At 39.3% G+C, this 26,369-nt stretch carries 27 protein-coding genes and 1 pseudogene; 9 read left to right on the top strand and 19 right to left on the bottom strand.

Annotated features, from left to right (window positions below; translation table 11 throughout):
* Nucleotides 1–27: 27 nt before the first annotated feature.
* The 4 genes and pseudogenes from ACE1CC_RS34355 to ACE1CC_RS37045 form a co-directional block, all read right to left on the bottom strand.
* Entirely contained in the window at nt 28–525 is a 498-nt protein-coding gene (locus tag ACE1CC_RS34355; protein ID WP_413274922.1) for a hypothetical protein, read from the bottom strand.
* Nucleotides 526–536: 11 nt separating this feature from the next.
* Nucleotides 537–695, bottom strand: coding sequence for a hypothetical protein (locus tag ACE1CC_RS34360; RefSeq protein WP_413274923.1), 159 nt, complete (start codon nt 693–695; stop codon nt 537–539).
* On the bottom strand, nt 676–3,795 hold the full coding sequence (locus ACE1CC_RS34365; RefSeq protein WP_413274924.1) for an efflux RND transporter permease subunit: 3,120 nt from the start codon (nt 3,793–3,795) through the stop codon (nt 676–678). Before ACE1CC_RS34365 ends, ACE1CC_RS34360 begins: the two co-directional genes overlap by 20 nt.
* 260 nt (nt 3,796–4,055) lie before the next feature.
* Nucleotides 4,056–4,211 (bottom strand): annotated as a pseudogene (locus ACE1CC_RS37045) (Uma2 family endonuclease); the annotation flags it as partial.
* 393 nt (nt 4,212–4,604) lie between these two features.
* Between ACE1CC_RS37045 and ACE1CC_RS34370 the strand changes: the two are divergent.
* Nucleotides 4,605–6,200, top strand: a complete 1,596-nt coding sequence (locus tag ACE1CC_RS34370; protein WP_413274925.1) for a glycosyltransferase family 39 protein — start codon at nt 4,605–4,607, stop codon at nt 6,198–6,200.
* 82 nt (nt 6,201–6,282) lie between these two features.
* Entirely contained in the window at nt 6,283–7,449 is a 1,167-nt protein-coding gene (locus ACE1CC_RS34375; RefSeq protein ID WP_413274926.1) for an acyltransferase family protein, read from the top strand.
* Here the strand turns inward: ACE1CC_RS34375 and ACE1CC_RS34380 are convergent.
* The 3 genes from ACE1CC_RS34380 to ACE1CC_RS34390 form a co-directional block, all read right to left on the bottom strand.
* Complete coding sequence (locus tag ACE1CC_RS34380; RefSeq protein ID WP_413274927.1) at nt 7,427–7,843, bottom strand: Uma2 family endonuclease; 417 nt, start codon at nt 7,841–7,843, stop codon at nt 7,427–7,429. The two genes, ACE1CC_RS34375 and ACE1CC_RS34380, sit on opposite strands and share 23 nt — an antisense overlap.
* 30 nt (nt 7,844–7,873) lie before the next feature.
* Entirely contained in the window at nt 7,874–9,502 is a 1,629-nt protein-coding gene (locus ACE1CC_RS34385) for an efflux RND transporter periplasmic adaptor subunit (RefSeq protein ID WP_459563955.1), read from the bottom strand.
* Nucleotides 9,503–9,596: 94 nt separating this feature from the next.
* The gene (locus ACE1CC_RS34390; RefSeq protein WP_413274929.1) at nt 9,597–10,367 is read right to left on the bottom strand and encodes an ATP-grasp domain-containing protein; all 771 of its coding nucleotides are present in this window, start codon (nt 10,365–10,367) and stop codon (nt 9,597–9,599) included.
* 303 nt (nt 10,368–10,670) lie between these two features.
* Between ACE1CC_RS34390 and ACE1CC_RS34395 the strand changes: the two genes are divergently transcribed.
* The 3 genes from ACE1CC_RS34395 to ACE1CC_RS34405 all read left to right on the top strand — a co-directional run bounded on the left by ACE1CC_RS34395 (nt 10,671) and on the right by ACE1CC_RS34405 (nt 13,814).
* A complete protein-coding gene (locus tag ACE1CC_RS34395; RefSeq protein ID WP_413274930.1) occupies nt 10,671–11,861 on the top strand; it encodes an ABC transporter substrate-binding protein in 1,191 nt (396 codons plus the stop codon).
* A gap of 72 nt (nt 11,862–11,933) precedes the next feature.
* Nucleotides 11,934–12,884, top strand: coding sequence for a branched-chain amino acid ABC transporter permease (locus ACE1CC_RS34400; protein ID WP_413274931.1), 951 nt, complete (start codon nt 11,934–11,936; stop codon nt 12,882–12,884).
* 6 nt (nt 12,885–12,890) lie between these two features.
* The gene (locus tag ACE1CC_RS34405) at nt 12,891–13,814 is read left to right on the top strand and encodes a branched-chain amino acid ABC transporter permease (RefSeq protein ID WP_413274932.1); all 924 of its coding nucleotides are present in this window, start codon (nt 12,891–12,893) and stop codon (nt 13,812–13,814) included.
* A gap of 86 nt (nt 13,815–13,900) precedes the next feature.
* Here ACE1CC_RS34405 and ACE1CC_RS34410 read toward each other — a convergent pair whose 3' ends face one another.
* Nucleotides 13,901–14,266: a sunset domain-containing protein gene (locus ACE1CC_RS34410; RefSeq protein WP_413274933.1), complete on the bottom strand. Its 366-nt coding sequence runs from the start codon at nt 14,264–14,266 to the stop codon at nt 13,901–13,903.
* A gap of 138 nt (nt 14,267–14,404) precedes the next feature.
* On the opposite strand from ACE1CC_RS34410, the gene ACE1CC_RS34415 reads away from it, so the two are divergent.
* Both ACE1CC_RS34415 and ACE1CC_RS34420 read left to right on the top strand, forming a co-directional pair.
* Nucleotides 14,405–15,208 (top strand): ABC transporter ATP-binding protein, encoded by an 804-nt coding sequence (locus tag ACE1CC_RS34415; RefSeq protein ID WP_413274934.1) that lies wholly within the window; start codon nt 14,405–14,407, stop codon nt 15,206–15,208.
* A gap of 83 nt (nt 15,209–15,291) precedes the next feature.
* Nucleotides 15,292–16,002: an ABC transporter ATP-binding protein gene (locus tag ACE1CC_RS34420; protein ID WP_413274935.1), complete on the top strand. Its 711-nt coding sequence runs from the start codon at nt 15,292–15,294 to the stop codon at nt 16,000–16,002.
* Nucleotides 16,003–16,124: 122 nt separating this feature from the next.
* Here the strand turns inward: ACE1CC_RS34420 and ACE1CC_RS34425 are convergent, their stop codons facing one another.
* The 6 genes from ACE1CC_RS34425 to ACE1CC_RS34450 form a co-directional block, all read right to left on the bottom strand.
* Nucleotides 16,125–16,319 carry a DUF2795 domain-containing protein gene (locus ACE1CC_RS34425; RefSeq protein WP_413274936.1) on the bottom strand — a complete coding sequence of 65 codons (195 nt, stop codon included), beginning with the start codon at nt 16,317–16,319 and terminating at the stop codon, nt 16,125–16,127.
* Between the two features lie 597 nt (nt 16,320–16,916).
* Nucleotides 16,917–17,519, bottom strand: coding sequence for a CPBP family intramembrane glutamic endopeptidase (locus ACE1CC_RS34430; RefSeq protein ID WP_413274937.1), 603 nt, complete (start codon nt 17,517–17,519; stop codon nt 16,917–16,919).
* 10 nt (nt 17,520–17,529) lie between these two features.
* The gene (locus ACE1CC_RS34435) at nt 17,530–18,699 is read right to left on the bottom strand and encodes a DUF3326 domain-containing protein (RefSeq protein ID WP_413274938.1); all 1,170 of its coding nucleotides are present in this window, start codon (nt 18,697–18,699) and stop codon (nt 17,530–17,532) included.
* A 2-nt stretch (nt 18,700–18,701) separates the two neighbouring features.
* A complete protein-coding gene (locus tag ACE1CC_RS34440) occupies nt 18,702–18,893 on the bottom strand; it encodes a hypothetical protein (protein ID WP_413274939.1) in 192 nt (63 codons plus the stop codon).
* 6 nt (nt 18,894–18,899) lie between these two features.
* Nucleotides 18,900–19,226: a 2Fe-2S iron-sulfur cluster-binding protein gene (locus ACE1CC_RS34445; RefSeq protein WP_413274940.1), complete on the bottom strand. Its 327-nt coding sequence runs from the start codon at nt 19,224–19,226 to the stop codon at nt 18,900–18,902.
* Nucleotides 19,227–19,854: 628 nt separating this feature from the next.
* On the bottom strand, nt 19,855–21,117 hold the full coding sequence (locus ACE1CC_RS34450; protein WP_413274941.1) for an NACHT domain-containing protein: 1,263 nt from the start codon (nt 21,115–21,117) through the stop codon (nt 19,855–19,857).
* A 366-nt stretch (nt 21,118–21,483) separates the two neighbouring features.
* Here ACE1CC_RS34450 and ACE1CC_RS34455 point away from each other — a divergent pair, with 366 nt between their 5' ends.
* Nucleotides 21,484–22,293 carry an Rpn family recombination-promoting nuclease/putative transposase gene (locus ACE1CC_RS34455; RefSeq protein WP_413274942.1) on the top strand — a complete coding sequence of 270 codons (810 nt, stop codon included), beginning with the start codon at nt 21,484–21,486 and terminating at the stop codon, nt 22,291–22,293.
* A gap of 300 nt (nt 22,294–22,593) precedes the next feature.
* On the opposite strand, the gene ACE1CC_RS34460 is transcribed toward ACE1CC_RS34455, so the two are convergent.
* From ACE1CC_RS34460 to ACE1CC_RS34475, 4 genes are all read right to left on the bottom strand, one after another.
* Complete coding sequence (locus ACE1CC_RS34460; RefSeq protein ID WP_413274943.1) at nt 22,594–22,860, bottom strand: DUF2442 domain-containing protein; 267 nt, start codon at nt 22,858–22,860, stop codon at nt 22,594–22,596.
* 60 nt (nt 22,861–22,920) lie between these two features.
* Entirely contained in the window at nt 22,921–23,091 is a 171-nt protein-coding gene (locus tag ACE1CC_RS34465; RefSeq protein WP_413274944.1) for a hypothetical protein, read from the bottom strand.
* Nucleotides 23,092–23,131: 40 nt separating this feature from the next.
* Nucleotides 23,132–23,644 carry a hypothetical protein gene (locus ACE1CC_RS34470; protein WP_413274945.1) on the bottom strand — a complete coding sequence of 171 codons (513 nt, stop codon included), beginning with the start codon at nt 23,642–23,644 and terminating at the stop codon, nt 23,132–23,134.
* Between the two features lie 99 nt (nt 23,645–23,743).
* The gene (locus tag ACE1CC_RS34475) at nt 23,744–24,154 is read right to left on the bottom strand and encodes a hypothetical protein (protein ID WP_413274946.1); all 411 of its coding nucleotides are present in this window, start codon (nt 24,152–24,154) and stop codon (nt 23,744–23,746) included.
* A gap of 274 nt (nt 24,155–24,428) precedes the next feature.
* Between ACE1CC_RS34475 and ACE1CC_RS34480 the strand changes: the two genes are divergently transcribed.
* On the top strand, nt 24,429–25,850 hold the full coding sequence (locus tag ACE1CC_RS34480; RefSeq protein ID WP_413274947.1) for an NB-ARC domain-containing protein: 1,422 nt from the start codon (nt 24,429–24,431) through the stop codon (nt 25,848–25,850).
* A 96-nt stretch (nt 25,851–25,946) separates the two neighbouring features.
* Here the strand turns inward: ACE1CC_RS34480 and ACE1CC_RS34485 are convergent, their stop codons facing one another.
* Nucleotides 25,947–26,162 (bottom strand): type II toxin-antitoxin system HicB family antitoxin, encoded by a 216-nt coding sequence (locus tag ACE1CC_RS34485; RefSeq protein WP_413274948.1) that lies wholly within the window; start codon nt 26,160–26,162, stop codon nt 25,947–25,949.
* Between the last annotated feature and the right edge of the window lie 207 nt (nt 26,163–26,369).

The following is a 26,369-nucleotide window of genomic DNA, read 5'->3' on the forward strand; positions in this document are numbered from 1 at the left end:
TTTATTCATCATCAAATCAATCAGAATTTACCGATTAAAACTAAACCGTCCGTCTACCTTTTTACCGTCAATATCCGAAGTAATTTTCACATTATACTGACCCGGTGCCGTTTCAGAAAGTACAGCTGCATAGTGTTTTCCTTGAGCATCATAAGTGAGAGGAATACTCTTTTGAGTTCCATCAGGCAATTGAACTTGAGCCACTACTTTAGCATTAGGAATAGCTTCGTGATTGTCACCTTTTTGTAAATAGAAATCCAGATGAACACTCTTACTTTCCTTAAGTGGAACAAACTCTAAATGATAAGGCCCGGACTCGACAACTTGACCACCTTTTAAAGGTGTTGCTGCATGACCAGAAGACTCAGTTTTAGTAACATTAGTTTGTTGTGCAGTTGACTCAGGTGAACTTGCACTTGTTGGACTACTCTCTGGGCTTGTAGCTTGGTTATTATTACTACAGCCTTCTAACAAAATCAAACTTAAGCTGCCTATAACTATTAACAAAGATTTGACAGGCTTCATGGTTTTTGCTCCTAAAATAAAACAATTGAACCTTTAATACTCTCTTCTTCTTCTTCTTTGCGCTCTTTGCGTTCTTTGCGGTTTAAAAAATTTTGAAACCGCAAAGGACGCAAAGGACGCGAAGGAAAGAGAAAGAGATAAGCTATTTCATCAGACCTTAACTTTATCACTGATAATCACCTTATCCTCTTGCTGATTTGGTTTCGGGATTAATAATTTACCAAACTGAGAATAAAGTGCTGGGAGAACTAATAAAGTTAATGCTGTTGAAGTAAATAATCCACCCAAAACGACGATCGCAAGCGGTTGTAAAATTTCTTTCCCTGGCCCTCCTTCTACTACTAAAGGTATTAACCCCAAAGCTGAAGTTAAAGCGGTCATTAAAATAGCATTAAGCCGTTCCATTGAACCTTTGACTATGGCATCTTTTGCAGGCATTCCTTCGGCAAACTTGGTATTGTAGTTATCTACTAATAACAAACCATTGCGGGTAGCTACGCCAAATAATGTCACAAAGCCAACTAAGGAAGCTACAGAAATCACGCTTCCAGTCAAAGCTACAGAAACAATTCCTCCTACCAATCCGATCGGTAAATTAATCATAATCATTGCTGTTGAAGCAATGGATTTAACCGAAAGGTACATCAAGACGGTAATGATAATAAAGGCGATCGCACTAAACACCAAAATATTTTGTGAAGCTCTTTGTTCGGCTTCAAATTGACCTCCATACTGAATAAAGTAACCAAAATGGACTTGAACATTTTGCTTAACTTTGGCTTGAATTTCATTCACAACCGATCGCAAATCTCTCCCTTTAGCATTAGCAGAAACAACAATCAACCGAGAAACATTTTCGCGGTTAATTGTATTTGGGCCAGTCCCGTATTGCACCCTAGCGACTTGAGCTAGAGGAATTTTATTACCTGTCGGAGTATCAACTAATAAGTTTTGAATTGTTTCTAAATTATTGCGAGCTTCTGGCTTCAGCCAGACAACTAAATCAAAGGTTTGTTGTCCTTCCAAAACTTGAGAAACTACTTGCCCATTCAAAGAAGTTTCAATAATTTCTGATAATTCTCCGACATTTAAACCGTATCTGCCAGCAGCTTGGCGATCGAACTTTACTTGTATTTGTTGAATCGGTACTTGTGGCTCAAGTTGCAAATCTACAATTCCTGCAACTGTTTTCATTTGCTCCTCAACTTTGGCACCAATTTCTCGCAGCTGCTCTAAATCAGAACCAAATATTTTTACAGCAATTTGACTCCTCACACCGGATAAAACCTCATCCATCCTGTGAGAAATAAACCCGCCGATATTGGGTACTACTCCGGGTAATTTGGCAAATTCTTCTCGCAGCAATTCTAAAGTTTTTGTCCGGTTTTTCATTCCCGCTTCGCTAATACCCATATCGATGTGCGCTGAATTTACTCCCGCTGCATCGCTGTCTCCTGGGGCACGTCCAGAACGCACTTGAACATAATCAAAATTAGGGTCTTTTTTTAGCGCATCTTCGATCGCAAATGCCGCACTATTTGTCGCCTCAAGAGATACGCCGGGATAGAGAAGGATGGTATTAACTAATGTTTGTTCTTGAAACTCAGGTAAGAACGATCGACCAAATGAAGGTAAAATAATTAATGCTGCCACCATTGCCGCACTAGCCAAACTTAAAATAATGCCTGAATGACGCATCGAAAAATTTAAAAAGAAACTATAAACTCGCTTGGCAAATCTCGGCAACCAAGGTTCTCTTACTCTCATTTTTTTGCTAGGTAAAATGATGGCACACAATGCTGGAGAAATCAGCAAAGATTCCAGACTAGAAATTACCACAACTACCAGATAAGTAATTCCCATTGGTGTAAAAATTCGACCTTCTACACCGGGCAATGTAAAAATTGGTGAGAAGACGACAATGCCAATTACTGTCGCACCAATTAAAGAGTCGCGGACTTCATTGCTGCCATCAAAAATCACATCCATTATTGGGCGGGGATTAAGAGATAGTTTATTTTCTCTCAAGTTGCGGTAGGTGTTTTCGGCATAAACGATCGCATCATCAATGGCTGTACCAATTGCCACTGACAAGCCGCCCAAAGTCATCGTATTTAAACCCAATCCCACCCAAGACATGAATAACAATGCGATTAGCCAAGTGAGAAAGAAATCCAACAAAACTACCGTAAGAGTTCGCCAATTCATCAAAAATGGAATCAGGATTACAGCAACAATAATGCTGCCTTCAACTAATGCCGATCGCACATTTTCCACCGAAGATTTAATATATTCTTCCTGCCGAAATGTGACAGTAAATTTAATATCTTTGAGAAGAGATTGTTGAACTTCTTTCATTGCCGCTTCTACCGCCCTCGTCACAGTGGGAGTATCAGCATTAGGCTGTCTATTTACCAACACAACAACAGATTTTTGACCGTTTAAACTACCATCACCTCGCTTAATAGCCGCACCAATTTGCACATCTGCCACATCAGCAATTCTGACGGGCGTTCCTTGACGCGAAGTAATAGCAGAATATTTCAAATCTTCCAAAGCTTCAATTCGCCCAACTCCTCTAATTAAAGTTTCTTTATCAGGTGTGATTAAATAGCCACCAGGAGCGTTAGTATTAGCTGCTTCTACTGCTTTTGTGACATCCTGCAACGACACATCAAAAGCTTTCAACTTTGCGGGATCAACTAATACTTGATATTGCCGCACATCGCCACCATAAGCTACAACTTGCGCGACACCGGGAACAGCTAAAAGGCGATTTGTTACTTGCCAATCAACAATGCGCCGCACTTCCATTAAAGGTGTAGTTTCGGAAGTAAAAGCATAAGTAAGAATGGTGCCAACAGGAGAGGTAGTTGGCGAAAGTTGCGGTGTTTCCACAGCTTTTGGCAATTTGCTCATCGCTTGCTGCAATCGTTCTGTCACCAATTGCCGAGCTTGATAAATGTCGGTTCCCCAGTCAAAGATGACTTTCACAACTGAAATTCCTACAGCTGAAGAGGAACGCACTGCTGTTACCCCCGGCGTTCCGTTAATTGCACTCTCAATGAGTAATGTCACTAAAGATTCGATTTCTTCGGGTGCGAGTCCGGGTGCTTCCGTCTGAATTTCCACTTGGGGCGGTGCAAAGGGCGGGAAGACATCCAGTTGCATTTGGGGAATGACGTAAATCGTCCACAGAGTAATGATAACGGTAGCGATAACGACTAGCCATCTGCGATCGATTACCCATCTGAGAATTGTGCTGAACATTTATCAGGTAATGGTGTCAGTACGGAGAATTCCTTTTTTAATCATTCACACAGCCCAATGAAATCAGGATGAAATTAGACCTTATTTTTAATAGAGTTCTTGCCAAAGTGCCAAATTTTGTTTTTTTACCACAGATATCCACATCTGAGTTTAGCCGCAGTATCTTCACACCACGCCACAAAATCTCGATCGTAAAGAGTATCAGTTTTTGGAATTATTTTGTTCATAATTTTTTTCTTAAGTAATTAAATGTAAAATTTTTATTGATTATCAAATACAATCCCTTCATACAAAAGTTCGATCGCACACTCAAACTCAATGCTTTCTAATGCTATCTCATCCCCATTCGTATAAGCATAATAAAGCCACATTTTACCTTCTGTGCGATGATAAACTTCAACGGAAATAGATTCAGGTCAGTTCTAAAACATTGAGGTACTTAAAACTGAACTGACTCTAGAACCGATTCGAGCCAATACGGTTGCTTTTTTGCAAACAGCTAACCAAATTTCACAGTTAGAGTTACGAATTTTACATTTAGAGTTTCACATCTCTAACTAAATATAAGCTCCAGTTAACCTGAAAGACCCAAAAAATTCTTATTTTTATTACAAATTTTTTACAATTTAGTCCTAGCATAGATTCTTGAACGCTAATAAAACATCCAAGGTGTCCTAAATTCCTTTGTTGTTCAGGATTGTTATTGTACAAGGTTTCAGACAATAAAACGAGGATGTTCTAAGATGAAAGCTAACAAATATTTGATAAGTTCTTTACCCGAATTAAGTAGATCGCCCCAGCGGTGGTTATTGATTTTACTGGCTTTAGTATTAGCATTAGGACTATTTTTTCGCGTTGTCAATCTTGACAAAAAACCTGTCTGGGCTGATGAAACTCACACCTTTTCTGTAATTTCGGGTTATTCCTCCTTTTCTGTGATTTTAGGCGAGTCTGAATCAGAAGTGATTGATAAGCTTTCTACAAAAGGAATCGTTAGCGTTGGAGATTTCCTAAAATATCAATACCCTAATCCTGACAGAAATCTAGGCGATACTCTTCAAAAGCTTTACACAGATGTTCATCCGCCTCTTTACTTTCTGATGGCACGTTCCTGGGTTGAAAGTTTTGGACACTCAGTTTCAGTGCTGCGGAGTATCTCTGCTGTTCTTAGCATCCTTGCATTTCCTTGTATGTACTGGCTCTGCCTGGAATTATTTAGATCCTCGTTAGCAGGCATAGTGGGAACTGTATTACTGTTAGTATCTCCGATTCAAGTTATATATGCTCAAGAAGCAAGACCTTATAGCTTACTCACGCTAGTTGTACTTTTTTCAGGTGCTTCTTTACTCTGGGCAATCCGAACACAAAAAAAGGTTGCTTGGTTCACCTATGCAATCTCTTCAATTTTAGGTCTTTACTCGCAGTACTTTTTTGTACTTGTTTTATTTGGTTATTTAGTTTATGTGGTTTTGAGCGAATCTTTTCAACTGACAAGCAAACTCCGATACTTTCTTCTGGCAACCTTTGCTAGCCTGATCGCCTTTTTCCCTTGGGCTATTTTGGTTCTTAGACACTTTTCCGATTTCCAGGGTTCATCTGCCTGGATGAAAAAGCATACGTTAACCCTTGCAGGGGCAATTAGATTATGGTCTGAAAATATTAGCCTTTCCTTTATTGATCCACGAACTAGTGAGTACTTTGGTTTTGGGAAGTTTGGTCTCTATTTCCTGATCCCATTCGTTTTAGTTTTAGTTGCTTACTCTATTTATTTTCTATTTATTAAAACATCAAAACAAGTCTATCTGTTTGTGTTTACCTTGATTGGCTCGACAGGATTGCCTTTAATTGCTATTGATTTGCTCTTAGGGGGAAACCGCCAAACTTGGCCTCGATACTTAATACCCTGCTTTTTAGGAGTACAAATTTGTGTTACTTATCTGCTTACCTATAAAATTTCATCTCTGAATTTCACTCAAAACCGCTGGCAAAGAAAGTTTTGGTTGCTAACAACAGCCGCTTTAGTAACTAGTGGAATCATCTTCTGTTCAATCATTTCACAAGCAGATACTTGGTGGAATAAGTATGGTGGTGAATCCACTAATCAAGTCTCTCGGATCATCCATCAAGCTAAAGACCCACTTATCGTAGTCAACCGAAAACGTCCAGGAACAGTCTTCTTTTATAACCTGGATTCAGACGTAAAACTCCTATTTGTTCGCGATGAAGCTTTAGAAACCTCTAACTTTAATCAGGGTATTGATATTTTTCTGCTCAATCCGACCAAAGATCTGAAGGAAGAGCTAAGACAGCAAAAATATCGCTTAGAAATTATGGCTCAATTTCCAGCGCCAGGTCCTGTACCATCTGATCCCACTGAACTTTGGAAGCTGATTAAATCTGAATGATTTAACAAAATTTTCTGGAAATTATTTGAATGGTCTGATGCGTACTTAGCTAGTTCAACCACGCTCAAAGGAGTTAATCACTATGAGAGAGCATAAGCGATTAGGTGGCATTGACTTATTTCGAGGTTTAGCAATTTATGCTGTCATAATTCTTCACATTGATGAAAGTGTGAAAGTAATGTCTCCGGGTTGGTCAAAGATTACTGATTTTGCCCTGTTTGCGGTTCCTTTCTTTCTTGCTATGTCTTTTTATCTGGCAATTAACAAACTTTATCTCTCCCAAAGTTCATACCCATTGCGTTCAAGGTTGCTTCGCCTTTTAATTCCTTACGGGGTTTGGTCTATCTTTTACTTAATTTATAAATCTGCTAAGTACTTGGTTGCTGGTGAATCCAGCAAATTTTTGGGACTCTTCGGAGATCCTCTGTCTCTTGTTTTCTTTGGGGGAGCAGCTTTCCATTTATACTTCCTTCCTCTGTTATCAATAGGAACCTTGCTAATAAAGCTGGTGGAGTTTTTGAGCGCTAGAAATATTTCTGTAAGAAAATTAGGGATACTTGCTCTAGTGAGTTTGCTAATTTACGAAGTGGTTTTACTATCTGGGAATGAGCTAAAAACCCCTGCTAATGTTGCATTTGAACCATTATTAGCTGTTGTCTTCCCTGGAGGAAATTCTCATCCTCTGTTACGATTACTTCTAGTTGTAATTTTCTGGACTTTGAGATGTTTACCCTACATCATGGTTGCAATGCTTTTAGCACATCCGGCTGTGAATCAACGCTGTTTTAAGCTAATCAACCGATATTCCTTACTATGGATACTTACTTTTTTGGTTTTTAACACTTTCGGTGATCTTATAATGCCACAGTCTATCTATGAAGTGTCAAGAGGTTTTACAGCTTTAATAGCTGCGCTCGCTGCTTCAACCATGTTCAACGAGTATTTTTTAATTAAAAGCTTAGGATATTGCTCCTTTGGAATTTATCTTATTCATCTCTTTTTTACTGAAATATTTCAATCGGTAGCAATTCGTTTGTATCCTGATTATGTCCACGAAGCCAAATCTATATTTCTACTTCTAGCTTCAATGATCGTCCTATTGATTAGTTGGGGAATTACAGTACTGTTAATGCAGCGGAAAAATTTATCTCTGATCTTGTTTGGTTTAAAACAGCAGATTAGTCAGGTAGCAGATGAACAATCAATCAAAAAAGACCAGAGAGAACCTAGTGCAACGCGGCCAAAGTAAGGCTTAATGACTTGCTTGGAACAGCAAGAACATCGGGATTAGTCCCTATAAAAAATAGCGTAATGTCGTTATGAGGAATAGTACCCCCTGTCATAGCCAAAATTTCCCCATCAACATATTCATGCCGAATTTCCTGCTGAGATTCCCATTCTAGGTATTGTTCATGAGAATTAAATTGTTTTTTTAGTTCGATTAAAATTGGCGCAATAATCATTTCTGAACGTGCTTTTTCTGTAGCAATTTCTAACGCTAGAGGCGTGTTATATTCCAGAGATTGCTTTAGGAAATCGCTAATGGATGCTTCTGGAACGTTCGTGAACAAGTCAAGCTTTTCGATAATACTCAATCCAAAAGCTTGTTCGACTGTCTCTAAGGTAAACTGGCTATAAGACATCTGATTACCCGATCGCTTCTATTTTCTCTATCATACTGTGCGATCGCTCTCCCCCTTCCCCAACACAGATAATTCACCTTTCTCATTATTGCTACTATAAACTATTGTATGAGATGGCGATGTTATCTGAGGTTTGGTTCTTCGACCTAACCAAAAAGCCGCAAATGCGATCGCACCAACCCCCGGAATCATCCACCAAAAAGGCGCAACATTTTTGATATCCAATTCTAAATTCTTGCTTCCTGAATCTTCCGCTTTACTTTTAACTTCTTCCTTTTGACTTTTAGCTTTCAAATTACTACCGCGCAAAGATTGAGCATAAAGTTGCGGCGCACGCTGAGTAACTAACAAATCTCCCTCAAATAAACCAGTTTTTACCTCCACCAAATCCCCTGAAGTTTCACCCAAAGTAACTTCTACACCTTGAAAAGCATCACCATTCTGCACATAAACAAGTTTTTTTCCATTAGCATCAACCACCGCAGAACTAGGAATCGCTAAAATAGGGTTCGCTGTTTGATCTGTGAAAACTTCTAACTCTGCAAACATTCCCGGTTTTAACTCTTTGCTAGGATTTTCTAGTTCAATTTTCACAGGTAAAACTCGTGTTTCCCCTTCCACAACTGAGCCAATAACTGTTATTCTGCCGTTAAATGTGCGATTAGGTAAACTGGCAAATCTTGCCATTGCACGCTGACCTAATTTAACTTTATCTAAATCTTTTTCATAAATATTTGCAGTGGCAAAAACTTGGCTATCATCTGCGATCGTCATTAGTTTACCACCCGCATCTTCAAAAGCTTGACCCAGTGTAGCCTCCCTATCCACCACCACACCAGAAATCCGCGCCGTCACCACCACCAAACCTTTCTCATTAGGGCGAGTTCCCAGTTGTTGCAACCTTGTCTGATAAGCAGTTTCACTCAACCCCAAACGCGACTTCGCCACCTCAACCGCAGTTTGCGATCGTTTCAGTTCCGCTTCCCCAGCCAAAACTTCCCGACGACTCAGCGCTTTCACCAATTGCGCCTCACCCTCTCGCAAATGAGCCTCCGACTCCAGCATTGTGCGTCGCGGAATCGCCCCCGCACTCGCCAAATCTTTATCGCGCTGATACTTTTCCTTCGCCACCCTAACTTCAGTGCTAGCTTGTTCGATTTCAGCCGCAGCGATTTGACGTTGTTGCACTAAGTTTTCTTGCGCCAGTTTTAAATCAGCTTGCGCTTTTTGCAAATCCCCTTGCGCCTCAACTTGTTTTTCCTGAGAGTTCACCCGCAGTTCCACCAAATCAGGTGCAGCTAAAACAGCTAAAGGTTGCCCTACTTTCACAAAAGCACCAGGCTCAACCAACAACTCAACAACTTTTGCCCCAGAAATTGGTGTAGTTACCTCAACTTTTTTACTAGGCAAAGTTTCAATTTGCCCAGTGGTTTTAATGCTAACAGCTAACAGTTGCCGTTTCACTGGTTCAACTTTAATTGACAGCCGTTTTGCTGTTTCTGCATCAACTTGAATCGCCTCAGAAGATGGCGCGGCTTCATTTCCAGTTTCAAATTCATGCCCACCATGTCCGGGATGTGCTAGAACAATTGCGGGAGTAGTTAGTATCAGAAAGCTCAAAAGCGGTGCATAAAGTTGGGAACGGTTAGCTCGGCGCATCATGGGAAATGTCCTTGACTACAAGGGAGCAACTAAACTTTAAGTGTTCCACATAAAAATGAAACCAGGATGAAATTTTTCTCTAGCGTCCTATCTAAAATTTCATTGTTTGTATAGCATTTACTATTTTACTCACATCTGCTGCATAAAAACCTGCCGAATTAATGCAATTTATTTCCACAATCTTGTAACCTTCCTCAGTTAAAGCAATATCAATTACGAAAGCCCTTGAAGGTTGCCAAATTTCCATCATTTGTGAGACAAATTGGTAAGCATCTGGCTCAACATTTGCATCTAAACAAAACTTACCACCCAATTTATAGAGAGAACCTGTAACTAAATGATTATCAACTACAAAAAATCTATACTCTTTATAAAGAGTTTGCACAGGAGAAATCATTACTTCTGTATCTTCTGTTAAATAAGTTGATTTACTAAATACTTCTTCTTTCCAAGACTTTAAATATTCTTTGTCGATTACTGTGCCGTTAAAATGTTTTAAATCCTCACAAGGTCGCACAAAAAATTTATTTAGCTCACTTATCCCCTTTTCAATTTGAGAAATAGGAAAGATTTTAGCTTGGTAATTTAAGATGTTTTTCCCCCAAGCTTCCGACCATACTTTAAAGTGAAAATTCTGATTATGGAATACTCCCGGATACCAGCCTCGCTCTTGGGAAATTCGCACTAAGGCAGTAGAACCGAATGCTAAAATGGGATTTGGTTCAGTAATTTCTGGAACTAGGTTATGGGAGAAAGGAACTATTTTAACCTGACAATAATTGATGCCTTGTCGAAGGCAGGCATCCAAGAAATTTTCATATTCCCTTTCTTGAAATAAGTTTTCTTGAATTACCCATAACATAATAAAGTTCCTGTTTACTTAAATCTTTGACTTGAATCTAAGTTATTATAGCTTTCGAGCAATTTTACTTGATGGAAGCAAGGGAGAGGCGATCGCACAATGGCACAATTAGTGATAGGTATATTGTAGCGATCGTATTCTAGCTTTACTCAACCCCAGTACCTTGCTTTCTGGGTATTTGTCTTTTCAGATGCTGTTAAGTATTTTTGCTTGACCTTTTTTAGATATTTTTGACTTTCCTGATTATATAATCAGAAATCTGAAGTGATATAAAATATATCCACCCGGAGATAGTTGCCAACTATGAAAAAGACTACCGCCTTGTTTGCTGGCTTGGCTTTATTCCTGTCAGCCTGCACTCAAACTAACTCAAACACACAAACAAGTTCAATTTCTCAAGGCATTCCTATAGGAGTTGCCTTAGCCCAAACAAGTAACGTCGCCCTGTTAGGACAAGAAGGCATTCAAGGTGCCAAAATAGCTGAGAAATATTTTAATGACAAAGGTGGCGTTGATGGTACTCCTATTAAACTAATAGTACAAGACACTGGTGGCGATGAAACAGGGGCGATAAACGCTTTTCAAATTCTCATTAATCAGAATAAAGTTGTGGGAATTGTTGGCCCAACTTTATCCCAGCAAGCCTTTAGTTCTAACCCCATTGCTGAACGGGCAAAAGTTCCCGTAATTGCTGCTTCTAATACGGCTAAAGGTATTCCTGAAATTGGTGATTATATTGCCCGTGTTTCCGCCCCAGTTACTGTTGTCGCCCCCAATTCCATTAACGCAGCTTTAAAGTTAAATCCTAACATCAAAAAAGTGGCGGTTTTCTACGCTCAAAATGATGCGTTTAACAAGTCGGAAACCGAAATTTTTCAAAAAACATTAAAAGATAAAGGTTTAGACATTGTTACTGTGCAAAAGTTCCTGACAACTGATACTGACTTTCAAGCCCAAGCAACAAACGCGATTAATTTAAAACCAGATTTAATTGTTATTTCCGGTTTAGCTGCCGATGGCGGAAATTTAGTGCGACAATTGCGAGAATTGGGTTATAAAGGCATTATCATTGGCGGAAATGGTTTCAATACTTCTAATATTTTTGCCGTATGTAAAGCAAGTTGCAACGGTGTATTAGTCGCCCAAGCTTATAGCCCTCAACATTCCAACGCAATTAATCAAGCTTTTCGTGCTGCTTATCTCCAACAATATAAGAAAGAACCACCCCAATTTAGCGCCCAAGCTTTTGCTGCGGTTCAAGTGTTTGTAGAAGCACTTAAAGCTGTAGATAAAAGAAGTGATATTGCCAAAATGCCCTTGGATAAATTGCGTTCTGAATTGAACAAAGAATTACTGACTCGTAAGTACGACACTCCCTTGGGCGAAATTGCCTTTACCCCTGTTGGTGATGTAGTTCAGAAAGATTTTTACGTAGCACAATTGCAAGTTGATGCTAATGGTAATAATGGCAAATTCGCCTCTGTCAAAAAATAGTTATTAGTGATTGGTGATTGAGTAAAACTTAACCAATGACCAATGACAAATGACAAATGACAAATCAAAAATATGAACTTAACCCTGTTTATTCAACAATTCCTGAACGGTTTATCCATTGGCAGTATTTATGCAATTTTTGCCTTGGGATACACTTTAATTTTCTCAATTTTAGGCATCATTAATTTTGCTCATGGGGCAATTTTTACCCTTGGTGCATATTTAACTTATGCTTTGATGGGAGAAGCTTTTGGGTTTAATGGTTTATTAGCTAATGCTGCATTACCTATTAAATTACCTTTTCCTGTGGCATTAATTTTAGGTAGTATCATAGCAGGTTTAGTGGGAGTGGCGATCGAAAGAATTGCCTTTCGTCCTTTACGCCGTAGAGGTGCAGATCCACTTTTAACCGTAGTTTCCAGCTTAGGTGTAGCCTTAGTAATCGTCAACTTAATTCAGTATTTAGTAGGTGCAGAAAATTACACTTTTCCGGGAAATACTTTTGGTAATTTGCCTGCTGCTATTAACTTTGGTTCTCCGACAAATCCGATTCCGATTCGCACAGTACAAATAGTAATTTTTCTAGTTTCTGTGCTAGTTGTAGCCCTTCTCACTTACTTTATTAATTACACCAAATACGGTAAAGCAATGCGGGCTGTAGCAGAAGATCCAACTACATCTAGTTTGTTGGGAATTAATACCGATCGCTTTATCGTTATAACATTTTTTATTAGCAGTTTCCTCGCCGGAGTAGCCGGAACTTTAGTCGGTTCTAGTGTGAGTATTGCTGGCCCATATTTTGGCATCGCTTTCGGTTTAAAAGGTTTAGCAGTAATTGTTTTAGGTGGTTTAGGTAGCATTCCCGGTGCAGTTTTAGGAGGTCTATTAATTGGGGTAATAGAAGCATTTGTTCCTGGGCAATATTCCGCTTATAAAGATGCGGTAGCTTTTGGCATATTATTTATTATGCTGCTAGTTAGACCCCAAGGTTTATTAGGGCGACGTTTAATTCAAAAGGTTTAATTAATAATGGCTGATTTTTTTAACACTTATGGCCCTTTAATTGTTTCGATGGTACTAGGTGCATTACTAGGACTATCGCTTTATTTACCATTAATGACTGGGCAATTATCTTTAGCTAGTCCCGGTTTTTATGCGTTAGGTGGATATATCGCTGCTATTCTATCTACCAAAGTTTTCCCCACTAATGAAGGTCTATTTCCCATTAGTTTGTTGTTATTGGAAATGCTAATTGCTGCCATAATTTCTGGCATATTAGGAATTTTAGTAGGAATTCCCGCACTGCGACTTAAGGGAATATATTTGGCATTAGCAACGATCGCTTTTGTAGAAGTATTGCGGGTTTTATCCCTAAATTTAGAAATCACTGGTGGCGCAGTGGGAATTTTTGGTATTCCCCAACCTTTTGCTTCTCCCATTGAGTATTTGTGGGTGGCTTTGCCTTTACTTTTAATTAGTATGTTTTTATTATATCGGTTAGAAATTATCAGAGTAGGTCGGGCATTTGTAGCAATTCGAGAAGATGAATTAGCTGCTGGTGCAATGGGCATTAATCCAACTACTTACAAGGTTTTAGCTTTTACTTTAGGGGCAATTTTAGCGGGAGTTGCTGGTGCAGTAAGCGCTCATTTTTTAAATACTTGGAATGCTAGACAAGGGACTTTTGATGCGAGTATAATCTATTTAACTTCGGTGTTAATTGGTGGTAGTAGAAGTTTTGTTGGCCCTGTGTTAGGAGGTATGGTATTTACTGCTTTACCAGAAATTTTAAGGGCTGTTGCAGATACTCCCGGTTTACCTGTTTGGTTGGCGCAATTATTAAGAGATGGTCGTTTAATTGTTTTCGGTGTGTTAATCGTTTTGGGAACAATCTTTTTTCCTCAAGGTTTAGTGACTCCCGATTTATTGAAGAAGCTTAAATTAAAAGCATAGTTAACTATATTTTGAATAGGTCATTAGTTATAGGTATGTAGTTGCGCTTCAGCGCGAACGAAAGGCGCTGAAGCGCAACTACGTACCTATTTTGCTTGGGGTAATTTATAACCAGCTTTTTCTGCTGAAGCAACATCTTTGAAACAGATTGTAGGTTTCACCTGTTTGTAATCTGGATAGGTAGTATTGTGATAAATTTTACCGCGTTTTGTAGTATCTACACCTTTAATTGGTGCGTCAGCGGGACAATCATTTCCTGTTGGTGGAACGCCTGCGGTAGTAGTTGTTGTATTTGCTGCGGGAGTTGCTGCGGGAGTATTTGTCGTCGTGGTTGTTTGATTAGCTGGAGTATCGGTAGCTTGTTGATTTCCTTGTCCGCAAGCTGTAAGTGTTAAAACTCCTAATAATACCAAAGATGCTGTCAGTTTTTTATGAGTGGATGGAAATTTCATTTTTATTCCTCCTGGTTTGAAAATTTTATTTAACAAATAATACTACAGCAGAGTTACTCAAAGTCGTGTTAATTAGCAATATTTATATACAAGCATTTAGTTTTAGATTGCATCAGTCTTAAGGTATACTTACTAGTTATGATCCAACAAGATTTAGCGAAAGACAAGCCAATTCTAGAAGCCAAAGGTTTAACTCGTCGCTTTGGTGGTTTAGTGGCGGTAAATAATGTTTCTTTTTCTGTGCAAAAACATGAGATATTTGGTTTAATTGGCCCGAATGGTGCGGGAAAAACAACTTTATTTAATTTGATTACCTGTTTGTTACCACCTTCTAGCGGACAATTGATTTATCAAGGTGAGGAAATTTCCCAACTTCGTCCCTACCAAGTTGCTAGTAAAGGTATTTCTCGCACTTTCCAAAATATTCGCTTGTTTGGTGAACTCTCGGCTTTGGAAAATGTGATGATTGGGCGACATATTCATAGTAGAAATAGTCATCCTGTACCTGCGTTAGTTTCGGGAATGTTGGCTTTACCTGTGGCTAATCAGCAAGAGAAGGAAACGAAACAAAAGGCTTTAGAATTGTTGTCAATGATGGGCTTGGGCGATCGCACTACCGAAAAAGCCAAAAACTTCCCCTACGGCGATCAACGTCGCTTAGAAATTGCCCGTGCTTTAGCCTTAGAACCGACAATATTACTATTAGATGAACCCGCTGCTGGGATGAATCCCAATGAAAAACATCAACTGAGTGAATTTATTCGGGAAATTCGCGATCGCTTTAATTTAACTATAATTTTAATCGAACATCATGTACCCTTAGTCATGGGTTTATGCGATCGAATTGCTGTCTTAGATTTCGGTCAATTAATTGCTTTAGGTGAACCTGCTGTAGTCAGAAATGATCCGGCTGTAATTGAAGCATATTTAGGAGATGAGTAAATCTAGATCTCTAGATCCCCGACTTCTTCAAGAAGTCGGGGATCTGGGGCAGATTACATTTAATTAACAGGATTAAATTAATTATGTCAAGACTTTTAGAAATAAACAATCTTTCGGTTAACTATGGCGGCATTCAAGCTTTAAAAGATATTAATTTAGTTGTCAATACTGGCGAAGTCGTCACTTTAATTGGTGCGAATGGTGCAGGAAAAAGTACAACTCTACGGGCCATTTCTCGATTAGTTAATATTAAAAATGGCGAAATTATTTATGAAGGGCGTAACATTAACCGCCGCCAAGCTCATGAAATAGTGCAACTTGGGATCGCCCATTCTCCTGAAGGACGGCGAATTTTAGCTAGACAAACTGTGTTAGGTAACTTAGAATTGGGTGCTTATATTCGTTCTAATCAGGCAGAAATTAAAGCAGATATCAAGTATCAGTTTGAAATATTTCCTCGTTTAGCAGAACGCCGTCAACAACTAGCAGGAACTCTTAGCGGTGGAGAACAACAAATGTTAGCGATCGCCCGCGCCCTAATGAGTCGTCCTAAACTACTATTATTAGATGAACCTAGCTTAGGTCTTGCACCCGCAATTGTCCGAGAAATTTTTACAATTATTCAAAATCTCCGTTCTACAGGAGTCACTATCCTGTTAGTTGAACAAAATGCTAACTTAGCTTTAGAAAATGCCGATCGCGGATATGTTTTAGAAGCTGGTTGTATTACCTTATCAGGAAAAGCCGCTGACTTACTCAAAAACGAACAAGTGAAAAAAGCTTACTTAGGCTAATACTTTTCTAGTAGGAATCAGAAGATAGAAAATAGAACCTAACATCTCTAATTTCTCACCCCTGACACCTACTATAAAGAGAATATAATACAGCGAATTAACTGTCCTAAAATACAGATTTATTATTCCATTTGTCCGATCGCTTTGCTCACTTCGGTCGGAGTTTCGTATTCGCGATCGGGTAACTTTTCTAAAGTTGCACAAACTTTTTCATCCGCACCATTTTGCTGAGCGTGCTTAACCAAATCTTGCTTACTAACAGGGTAATCAATTCCTTTCAAATCTTTTTGTATTTGCACAGGGTTTACTTTAGCCATTTTGATTCTCCTGAAGGTATTAAAGAAACTTTCAAACTTGCTTCTTTAGACTACCTCTGCGATCTTATTGACTCATCCTACTGGCGACACACCCGTACATACAACTTGTCTGTCGAAAGGAAGACAAAAAGGTAAACAGCTTAGTTTATTCGGCTATCGATCGCCAAGCGGGAAATTTTTCTCATCAGAGGGAACAGAGAACAGGGGAAAACATTTCTGTTATAGAAACCCAGTTTCCTCAAGCAACGGGGTTTTTCCGATCATAAAGCAATATCGGCACAATTATAGCTCTTAGAAACTGTCATCCAAAATATTAAGTTTTGTAAAATTTTAAAGGGGGTGAGGGGTTTCACCCCTCAGTAGGTTAAACTAATAATTGTAGATGCACCCTGATGATTGACGCCCCCAAGTTTCGGGCGTTTTTTATTGTCTATTTACACGCCCAAAAAAAAGCACCTGAAAAAAAGAAAGCTACTAGACTAAAAACTCGATTGTCTTTACCTCTAATAAGTCTTCCTAAATCCCAATAAACCACAGATTTGCGAAACTGGGGTGAGGTGTCATTCCCTTCACCCCGGTTTCAGCTTTAAATATTATTCAATTAAGAGAATTGGAAGTTCCTCCCTTGTCCAACTTCCACAGGAAACTAGAAAGTAAATTAGTTAAGATGTGAGCTACAATTGGCACCAACAAATTGCCTGTGGAGAGGGCGCAGAAGCCTAAAAGTAACCCTACCACTGTTGCCCAAATTGCGTAAGGCCACTGTTCCCAGCCACTTAAATGGAGAATACCAAAACAGAGGCTAGACACCACTAACCCAGAAGTATCTAAACCCAAAGCAGGCAACATTACGCCGCGAAACAACAACTCTTCACTTAAACCGGGCAATAATCCCAGCCAAATTAAATCAGGCCATAATAAGGGTTTTAGCACCAAATTCAAATACATATCCGCACTTTTGCGATAAGCAGGCCAGAGGCGATAAACTAAAGAACTTGCGCCACTAATTAAGCAGCCTACACCTAAGCCTAAGAGTGCGTCCAAGCCTGTGAGTTTGATGGATAAAAGGGAAACAGACCCTAGTTGCAGCCATAGTTTAGCAACTACGAGCAAGATTACAGCTGTTACGCCCATAGCTACTAGCAGTTGGGAGCGAGTCAAGGGTTCAATTTCCGGTTCGTTCGATAATGGATCTTTCACCAGTTTTTTTCTAAAGACGACGAATGGACGAAATGGCTGGACTGAAAGCAGATGGACTAATACCTGCTTTGTGGGCGACTAAAACGCCCAGTGCCTCTAAATATGAGTTTACTCGTAATACTTTCATGCCCAGCGGTTCTGGAGGGACTTGGATCTGGGTTTGGTTTTCTGCAACAGCAATGATTTGCACCCCCAATTGGCTGAAACTAAGTATAGCACTCCCACCACAAGCCGTAGCGGGTATGACTACAGCATCTACTTGGTTGGCCCAAATGTCTGTGGGGGACTGGGGACTGGGGACTGGGGACTGGGGACTGGGGGACAAGGGGACAAGGGGACAAGGGGACAAGGGGACAAGGGGAATTTTCACTCTCTGCTCCCCTGCCCCTCTGCCCCTCTGCCCCTCTGCCCCTCTGCTTACAAACTGCGGGGCGCGACTTAAGCCGACTAAGACGCAGGGTAGGAAGGTGTAGCCTAGTTCTTCGGCGGCGGAACGGGGGGAAAGTTGCGGATCGGGGGGGTAGGAGTTGAGGGCGGGGGCGTGGGCGCAGGGTATTTGAAATGTTCTGACTATTAAATGACTGATAACGGCTTCGGCACCTGCTAGGGGATCTATGCCTTTGCCTTGGCGGTAGTTCTCTTGGGCAGCGCTTTCGATGTCTTCGGGGAAACGGGCGACGACTGCGATCGCTTCTGCCCCTGCTTGACTAATCAATTTTTCTGCTGCTCGAAGTAAACTATCAGGGTTAGCGATCGTCCCCCATGATATCCCCGATCCAGAAATTCGCAGTTCCACACCTAAAGGTGCATCGGTAACTATATATTCGGTAAGATTTAATCCTAAAGTAGCTCTTGCAGCATCAGCGGCTTGTAGCTGTCTGAGTTGGAGTTCTGGTTCTATGGCGCGATCGAGAATTAACCCAATTTTATTTTGATGTACTGGGCACAGTCCCCAATTTCCGGCGGCGAACTGATCTAAAGCGTAGCCTTCGACGTAGAAAGCATTGGGCAAAGGCCAATATAACATGGCTCCGTTGAGGACGTTGGGATGGGTGATGAGGCGATCGCAACAAGAAGCGATCGCCCTCGCCACTGGTAAAGCATCCCCCGCATAGCCACCTATTGCCGCCCCAATTCCGGTGGGGACAAGCAATACAACAGTATAAGGACGCTGAAACAATGTTAATCTTTCGCTGATTCGGTGGTTGTGGTGACGATCGCTTCGACAGTCGCTTTTTGTTCTGTGACATCTACATTAGTAATAGCCCAACGTAGAGGTTCCCCACGTTTTTCTAATTCTGCGACAATTTCTTGATGCAGTTTAGCGGGAGATTCTTGCAGATCAATTTCGGCAGTGATAAAGTGCGTAGTCATTACTTTCTATTTCTTCTGTGGCTGTCCAAATTGTAAGTCATAAACTTCGTCTTCTTTCTCAGTCACAATCTTTAAATCCGATCGTGGATAAGCGACACAAAGTAAAACATAACCTTTCGCCTGAAGTTCGGGACTAACGCCCATGCCATCAGCTTGATCCACTTCTCCTGATAAAATTTGCGCTGCACAAGTCGTACAAACTCCAGCATTGCAAGAACTGGGCAAGTCTAGTCCCGCAGCATAAGCAGCGCGAAGAATCTTTTGATCTTCTGGTACTTGCAGAGTGTGAGTGTTGCCTTGGTGTTGAATTTCAACTGTGTAAGTTTTGGTCATTGGTAAATTTAACAATTTTCTTGTTATTGACAGGGTAGGTTTTACCCCAAACAAGCATTTTACCTTGGTTTTGGGGACTAGGGACTGGGGTACGGGCAATTCATGAATTGCCCCTACGATTGGGGACTGGGATTCCCGATCGAGTTGTAGTTGTAGTAGTTGTAGGGTGCGTTAGTGATAACGTAACGCACCATATTCAGGGGGTGACAACGGGGCTGAAACGCTTTTGAATCAAGCTTTATGGCTGGTTACGCTACCCAAAAAATTTCAGCTTATTGACAGGCTTATTGACAATGAATAGGCGGACTTTGAGCCTAAAAGGACTTTAATACGTTGTCTCGTCTTTAAATAGGCTCAAAGTCTGCCTATATTTTAAGGGAAGAGCAAAAGCTGAAACTATTGGTATTCATGACTTTTGGCTCCGTTGTCACCCCCTGAACGCACCATAACACTCAAGACTTACGCAGTGGCGCTAAATATGGTGGGATGGTGCGTTACACGCTTCGTTAACGCACCCTACGGAATTAGGCTTTGCGTAAGTCCTAACACTGTCTGCGTAAGTCCTGTTCCCCCTTCCCTGTTCCCTAAAACCAGAAATTCTCTACCTAATTACCTGAAAACTCCTATATCACATTTTGGCAATGTGTTCTTGTAACATTTCATGGACAAACCGATATTTATTACCAACTTTTTGCAATAAAAAACGCTCGCAGGCATAGTTGTAAAACTGGGAATAATTCCGGGGAATACATTTATTTTTGCTGAGGATTCGGCGTAAAATAAACTTTTTCATCCCCAAGATTCCCCCAAGAGTTAAAATCATCCCTAGTCGATATAAAGACTTTTGTCCAGAAGTTTGCAGCCAAGTTTGGTCTAATTTGTCGGGCGAAACTTCTGTTTCTTTAGCTGCATTCATTTTTGTGGCTAAATAAACTAACCAAGGTCTAGCATTTTCTGGTCTTGGTTCCTTTCCTTCCTTATAGTAACGAGATTTCAGATTCCAAGTTAACATTCGCCGGATATATGCGTTTAACAAATATTCCCGTCTTTCTTGCTGCGAATTAAGCCGTTTCCAAGCTTGAATTAGTAACTCTTCATAAGCCAAAATCATTATATTTAATAATAGAGGATTTTTGGCTAAATCAAAAAAATCTGGTTCATCTTTGAGGACTTCCCACAGTTCTTTACTTCTACAAGCAACCAGATATTGTTGGATCTGTTGTTCATTTAAAGGGTGTAAAAAAGTAGCGCCATGCAAACGTAACTTAGTCCGGCATTTTTTGTAATCTTCATACTTGGTGCAAACAGCAATATTTTTCGGTCGATTTTCGGCAGTTAGCCATTGATTAATTGCTCTAAGACATAATTCCTGTTGTCCTAAATCTAGTTCATCTACTCCGTCTAATAAAGGCGAAATTAATTGATTGTTAACTAATAATTTAATGGAGTTCAGCGAAATATTGTATTTAGATTTTATTTCGGCAATTAACCAATCAGCAATAGTTTGTTTACTGTTCTTCCATGAACCAAAATTCAAAATAACCGGAACAGGCTGTTCAAAATCAGCTTGAGCAATTTCTACCAAATCTTGTGCTAATTCTAACAGAGAAGTAGTTTTTCCGGCACCTTGGCTACCCAAAATCAGTAATTTGCCGCTACTTTGGCTAAAAACTTGAGAAATGCTGATTTGCGGTGATAATCTGACAGTTGGACGTTTGCCAATTTTGACATCGACATCCCAAAGTCGCTGTATTTCTTGCGGTTTTTCTTCTTTGAGAATGTGAATCTGGATGGCTTTGTGCAATGATTGTTCCAGCCGTGCGTGGACTTCGGTGTTGACGGCTTCTAGCAACTTATTGCGATCGCGAACGCTTTGCTTAGAATGTTTCATTGCGGTAAGCAGGGGATAACTGGGAAAAGGTAAACGTAAAACTTAGGGATATTTTGCCATGAGTTAACCAAAATGTTACTACCTTAGTCAAAATTAATTTATTCCGATCGATGCCTAACTGATAATACAGGTGATAAGTAACTCTTTTCTCCGTTACCCAAGCCGCCGATCAGGATAAATAGCTAATAGACTTCTCCAGAAACTAAAGAATACTTGTAGAGATTGATATATAACGTCTCTACAATATAGAACTGTGTATGCGATCGTACCCACCCAAAAACTAAATAAGTAAAAAATTGTAATCCTTTAACCTGTGAGTGTGATAAATTCTACTTCATATCCCAACCTTTTTAAATTTAACCATAGATGAAAACAGATCACATCTTTTATCGCATTTTCAAAGAGTTACCCCAAACATTCTTTGAGCTATGGGGAGAATCACCAGAACTAGTAAACGATTACCGTTTTGATTCAGTAGAATTGAAACAAACTGCTTTTAGAATCGACGGCGTATTTTTACCCGAAAACCTCGAAAATCCGATTTATTTCACCGAAGTCCAATTTCAAAAAGACCCAAAAATTTATCTGCGTTTATTTTCCGAAATATTTACCTATCTCAGAGACAATGACCCAGCTTTAAAGTGGCGTGCTATGATTATTTTCAGGAGTCGTAGCATTGAACCGACAGCTAGACAAAGAGAGTCTGTTCAACCGTTATTAGATTCTCCCTTGGTTAGGCGCATCTATTTGAATGAAATAGAAGTCAGTGAAACCACTCCTTTAGGCGTGCAAATCATTCAATTAGTTGTCGCTACAAAGAAACAACTTTTAGAGAGAGTAACTCGGTTAATTGCCCTAGTAAAACAACAATTTGCCGATGAACCTTATCGATTACAATTGTTAAACTTGTTGGAAGTTATTGTTTTAGCGAAGTTACCCGAAATGAGTCGTCAGGAGTTAGAAGCTATGTTTGGCGTTGAGGATTTGCGAAACACCCGATTTGCTCAAGAATTGATTGAAGAAAGCAAAACTGAAGGAATTGTTGAAGGAATTATTACAGGAAAATTGCAAACGATTCCTCGCTTATTAGGAAAAGGTTTTTCTGTTGAAGAAATTGCCGATGTTTTGCAATTAGATATTGAGCAAGTGCGACAAGCTATTGCTAATTTGAATTAATCTGTAGGGTGCGTCAGAGTTTCAAGGGAATGATTAAAGTCATTATTTTCTTGTCTGACGCACCTTACACCTACACCTAAGATTTTGGATTTGTTGCCACACCCGCCCAGAAATCAATTTCCGGGCTAATAGCTTAAGTCCACTGAAGTGGACTGAAAGAAAATATTAGTCCGTTTTAACGGACTTTCGCTATTAGCCTGCGATTTGAATCGCAGGCGGGTAGAAAACGCAGGCGCAAGATTTAGTTGCGGCTAGTGACTGGGTTTACTTACCCTACATCTAACTGCTAATTTATACTAACTATTGCCTTTGTTTACGAGGTGCAGCAGCGCCACGTAATAATCCTTCGGTACTAATATCTTCATCTATTTCTTCCCAATGAATCCCATAACCACCGCCACAAATTTCCCATTTTTGTAACTGTTCGGGAGTAGCTTTTAAAAGTCGGGGAAACCAAACTAACGGAACTGTAATAATCCGTCCGTCCATTAATTCAACACTGAAAGAATCTTCATGGATTAGAACATTGTTTACGCGGATATCAGTTTGAATTGTCAAAATATTCATGCCATGCCAATTTTGTTTCTTTTTTTGACTTTGCCAACAAGTGCGATCGTATAATTATTTTTAACAACTTAAGATGCCTTTGTATGCCCATACCAAAATTAATCCGCCAATAAATCCCATAATTAGCAATGCCCAATTATTATCATTGTCTGCCCCAAGGAATACACTAACTCCCGAAATAATACTTATTAGGAATGCGGCAATTGCTGCTAGTATAAGCACGATACACATATTTAATTAACTCATCTAAATTAACGATAATTATTTACAATCATTGAGATAAAGTTCTTTGTAAATCTCGGACAAATTCAGAATATCGAGGAGGGCATAAAGTCTGCATACTGGCTATAATTATTGCAGCAGCTTCTTGAGTATCACGGGTATTCCTAAGAGAAATTGTCCCTCCTAATTCACGAACCACAATTTTTACAAAGTCACTACCATTATAGCTATTACAAATTGCCACACCAATGCGACATCTTTGTACATAAGATGCGTTTTTCCACACTGGTAAAGATATGTCTGTAAAAAAAGTTGCACCTCTACCATAAACCATATCAACTGCTCTAGTCGAAATAGTCTCTCCTAATGACGAAGAACATTGGTCGCTTGCAAGTAAAGTAGAGGAAATATTTTGATTTTTTTGAGAATAACTAGCTGGAAAATTTGAAAAAGATGTTGTAGCATTAGAAGATGCCCTGGACTGCAAACCATAACTAGGCATTACTCCCATAGTTGTAATGGTTATAGCAATCATTGAAATTGTTTTGAGAGAACGATACATAATTTTAGTATCCTTAAATGGGTTGACATTACAATTGGAAAGAATAAATCAGTTATAAATTAATTGTTCTTTCCTAGCTAGATTAGTAGTGAAGAATAATTAATCATTAGATCGACTGGCAGCAAATGCTTTAATTTCTTTTTGATCTAGTTCAGAAATTTTTCTTTCTGCTAATGCCCTGAATTGTTCTTCATAAGATTTAGTTTTTTCATATTTACCTAACTTGGAAGCATTACCTAAACAGCTTCTCCAAGCTGCTTCTGCATCACCATAAGCAAAGGCTGCTTGTTGATAATAACCTTTTCTTTCTGCTGAGTTGAAAGTAGTAGCAGCCATTATTTGAAACTGATCGCCTGCCCTTTCACGTTGGTTAGCTTCAGCTTTAAATTCCTCCAGTTCTTTAACTAAAGCTTCTTCAGAATGAGGGCCATTACATTGGTATAATACAAGTCCGACTAAAATAACAAAAGTAATACCTATACCCTTAAGAATATTCACAATTGTTTTCATAGGAAACGCTGCTTTTGTACAAATATTGTTTGGGTGAGTTTAATACTTAAAGCTTTTAATCAAGTAATTTACTTAATCAGTAGGAAAACTTGATTGTGTCTCTGCTTCCCTAATTTTAGGTTGTCAATTTTAACTTTGCCCACTCAAAATAGTAGTATTTAGCACCCAATTTTCCTAAGTATCCTGAAGAAAATTAGTAGGATTTGGTACAGTTCAGTTGACAAAGTAGGATTCGGTAGGATATATTACATCAAATATCTATTTGTATCTACTTATGGATAATGTTAAAGATGTTTTACAGTGGGCTGATGACTTGATTTTTGACAAAACTGGAGAGCATCTTACATCTGTACAAGAAGCAATATTAACGGGTGTTTGGCAAAGAAAAAAATATCCTCAAATAGCTAAAGATTATAATTGTAGTGCATCTCATATTAAAAAAGAAGCTGCTAAGTTATGGGAAAGGTTGGCTGAAGAATTAGGAGAAGACCTCAATAAATTTAATTTTCGTTCTAAGTTAGAGAAAAAACATAACGTTTCTCAAGGCTCAAATTTTGGTTACTCTGTACAAGTTAATGAAGGAAGTATTAATATTTGTGTTGAATGTTTACACTATTTGAATGACTTGCAAAACCGATCGCACTCTCCCCCCCCAACATCCCAAACAAAAGATCGATCGCCCATCATCAATCTAACAGAAGCACCAGAAATAACTAACTTTTACGATTCGCCTAGCGGCGATAGCTTCGCTTCACGCACCACCGAACTTTCCACCCTGAAACAATGGATATTAGAAGCAAACACCCGCTTAATTACAATATATGGATTAAGTGGAATTGGGAAAAGTGCGATCGCCCTTAAACTAATCGAACAAATCCAAACCGAATTCGATTATATTATTTGGCGAACTCTCAATAATCTTCCCACACTTTCCACCCTACAAACTGAACTTAAACAATTTTTTTCCCAATCCCAAGAAAACTCATTACCCACAGTTATTGATTATTTTCGCACCTCTCGCTGTTTAGTAATTATTGATGATGTGCAGAATATATTTAAAAGCGGTCAAATAGCCGGACAATATTTACCAAGTTATGAAGATTATGGCAAATTCTTTAAACAAATAGCCACATCATTTCACTATAGTTGTTTAATCCTGCTGAGTTGGGAAAAACCTAGAGAAATTACTGCATTAGAAGCAGAAAACCGACCTGTACAAACCTTACATTTGCAAGGGTTGAGAGAACAAGCAGCAGAAATATTGCGAGAAAAACGATTAACTGATGAAGATAAATGGTCAGAATTAATTGCAATTTATCAAGGTCATCCTTGCTGGTTAAATATTATAGCCGCAACAATTATCGAACTATTTAACGGTAGCGTTGACCAGTTTTTAGCACAAAATGATATATATTTAGGTGACATTGAACCACTGTTAGAAACTCACTTAGAGCGTTTATCCGAATCAGAAAAGAAAGTGAGTTATTGGTTAGCAAATCAAGCTGAAGCTGTAGATATTTCCCAAAAACCTGCTAATCTTGAATTATCGAAATCGGAAATTTGGCAAGCTATTCAATCATTAGGGCGAAGAGGTTTAGTTGAGAGAAGGGAAATGGGAGAGCGATCGTACTTTCAAATCAATCCCATATTCCAACAATACATCCAATCCCAAAAAATATCTGCTCACCCACAGTAAATCTAAATCTACATCTGTGTTTATCTGTGTTCATCTGTGGACATCTGTGGTAAAAAAAGCTTTTCGACTCCCACTTAAACTTTAGCACCACTATCTTTAAATTTGATAAATAATAGGTCGATATTTAGGGAGAGGAATCGCTTTCCCCACAGCTTTAGCAGCTTCTAACCATGCTTCTTTGGCAATTTGAACCTCTCGCAAAGCTGCTTCTGGAGTTTCGCCAAATGCAGAACAATATTTTAAATCAGGAATATCAGCAATATAACCCTCATCGGCTTCACTGTAGAAAATATTAATGTGATAATCTTTCATAATTCATCCTTTGCGATCGACAAATTGTAATCTCCAATTAATGATAAGAATTGACGCAGCTGTAGGGACACGGCATCATAAAATCATGTCGCTCATCCAAAATTTTAATGATGCCGTGTCCCTACGCATCAACAAAAACCCCAAAACACATTTGCGCCCTCTTTTTCAGGCATCATAAAATCATGTCGCTCATCCAAAATTTTAATG

The organism is Floridaenema aerugineum BLCC-F46 (assembly GCF_041929345.1).
Classification (GTDB): domain Bacteria; phylum Cyanobacteriota; class Cyanobacteriia; order Cyanobacteriales; family Aerosakkonemataceae; genus Floridanema; species Floridanema aerugineum.

Excerpts from the sequence above, each read along its gene's own strand:
- ACE1CC_RS34485 (WP_413274948.1), bottom strand. The coding sequence starts at position 26,162 with ATGAAAGATTATCACATTAATATTTTCTACAGTGAAGCCGATGAGGGT.
- ACE1CC_RS34440 (WP_413274939.1), bottom strand. The coding sequence starts at position 18,893 with ATGACTACGCACTTTATCACTGCCGAAATTGATCTGCAAGAATCTCCC.
- ACE1CC_RS34400 (WP_413274931.1), top strand. The coding sequence starts at position 11,934 with ATGAACTTAACCCTGTTTATTCAACAATTCCTGAACGGTTTATCCATT.
- ACE1CC_RS34405 (WP_413274932.1), top strand. The coding sequence starts at position 12,891 with ATGGCTGATTTTTTTAACACTTATGGCCCTTTAATTGTTTCGATGGTA.
- ACE1CC_RS34470 (WP_413274945.1), bottom strand. The coding sequence starts at position 23,644 with ATGTATCGTTCTCTCAAAACAATTTCAATGATTGCTATAACCATTACA.
- ACE1CC_RS34385 (WP_459563955.1), bottom strand. The coding sequence starts at position 9,502 with ATGCGCCGAGCTAACCGTTCCCAACTTTATGCACCGCTTTTGAGCTTT.
- ACE1CC_RS34390 (WP_413274929.1), bottom strand. The coding sequence starts at position 10,367 with ATGTTATGGGTAATTCAAGAAAACTTATTTCAAGAAAGGGAATATGAA.
- ACE1CC_RS34475 (WP_413274946.1), bottom strand. The coding sequence starts at position 24,154 with ATGAAAACAATTGTGAATATTCTTAAGGGTATAGGTATTACTTTTGTT.
- ACE1CC_RS34465 (WP_413274944.1), bottom strand. The coding sequence starts at position 23,091 with ATGTGTATCGTGCTTATACTAGCAGCAATTGCCGCATTCCTAATAAGT.
- ACE1CC_RS34460 (WP_413274943.1), bottom strand. The coding sequence starts at position 22,860 with ATGAATATTTTGACAATTCAAACTGATATCCGCGTAAACAATGTTCTA.
- ACE1CC_RS34445 (WP_413274940.1), bottom strand. The coding sequence starts at position 19,226 with ATGACCAAAACTTACACAGTTGAAATTCAACACCAAGGCAACACTCAC.
- ACE1CC_RS34415 (WP_413274934.1), top strand. The coding sequence starts at position 14,405 with ATGATCCAACAAGATTTAGCGAAAGACAAGCCAATTCTAGAAGCCAAA.
- ACE1CC_RS34455 (WP_413274942.1), top strand. The coding sequence starts at position 21,484 with ATGAAAACAGATCACATCTTTTATCGCATTTTCAAAGAGTTACCCCAA.
- ACE1CC_RS34395 (WP_413274930.1), top strand. The coding sequence starts at position 10,671 with ATGAAAAAGACTACCGCCTTGTTTGCTGGCTTGGCTTTATTCCTGTCA.
- ACE1CC_RS34355 (WP_413274922.1), bottom strand. The coding sequence starts at position 525 with ATGAAGCCTGTCAAATCTTTGTTAATAGTTATAGGCAGCTTAAGTTTG.
- ACE1CC_RS34365 (WP_413274924.1), bottom strand. The coding sequence starts at position 3,795 with ATGTTCAGCACAATTCTCAGATGGGTAATCGATCGCAGATGGCTAGTC.
- ACE1CC_RS34420 (WP_413274935.1), top strand. The coding sequence starts at position 15,292 with ATGTCAAGACTTTTAGAAATAAACAATCTTTCGGTTAACTATGGCGGC.
- ACE1CC_RS34425 (WP_413274936.1), bottom strand. The coding sequence starts at position 16,319 with ATGGCTAAAGTAAACCCTGTGCAAATACAAAAAGATTTGAAAGGAATT.
- ACE1CC_RS34410 (WP_413274933.1), bottom strand. The coding sequence starts at position 14,266 with ATGAAATTTCCATCCACTCATAAAAAACTGACAGCATCTTTGGTATTA.
- ACE1CC_RS34480 (WP_413274947.1), top strand. The coding sequence starts at position 24,429 with ATGGATAATGTTAAAGATGTTTTACAGTGGGCTGATGACTTGATTTTT.
- ACE1CC_RS34450 (WP_413274941.1), bottom strand. The coding sequence starts at position 21,117 with ATGAAACATTCTAAGCAAAGCGTTCGCGATCGCAATAAGTTGCTAGAA.
- ACE1CC_RS34375 (WP_413274926.1), top strand. The coding sequence starts at position 6,283 with ATGAGAGAGCATAAGCGATTAGGTGGCATTGACTTATTTCGAGGTTTA.
- ACE1CC_RS34380 (WP_413274927.1), bottom strand. The coding sequence starts at position 7,843 with ATGTCTTATAGCCAGTTTACCTTAGAGACAGTCGAACAAGCTTTTGGA.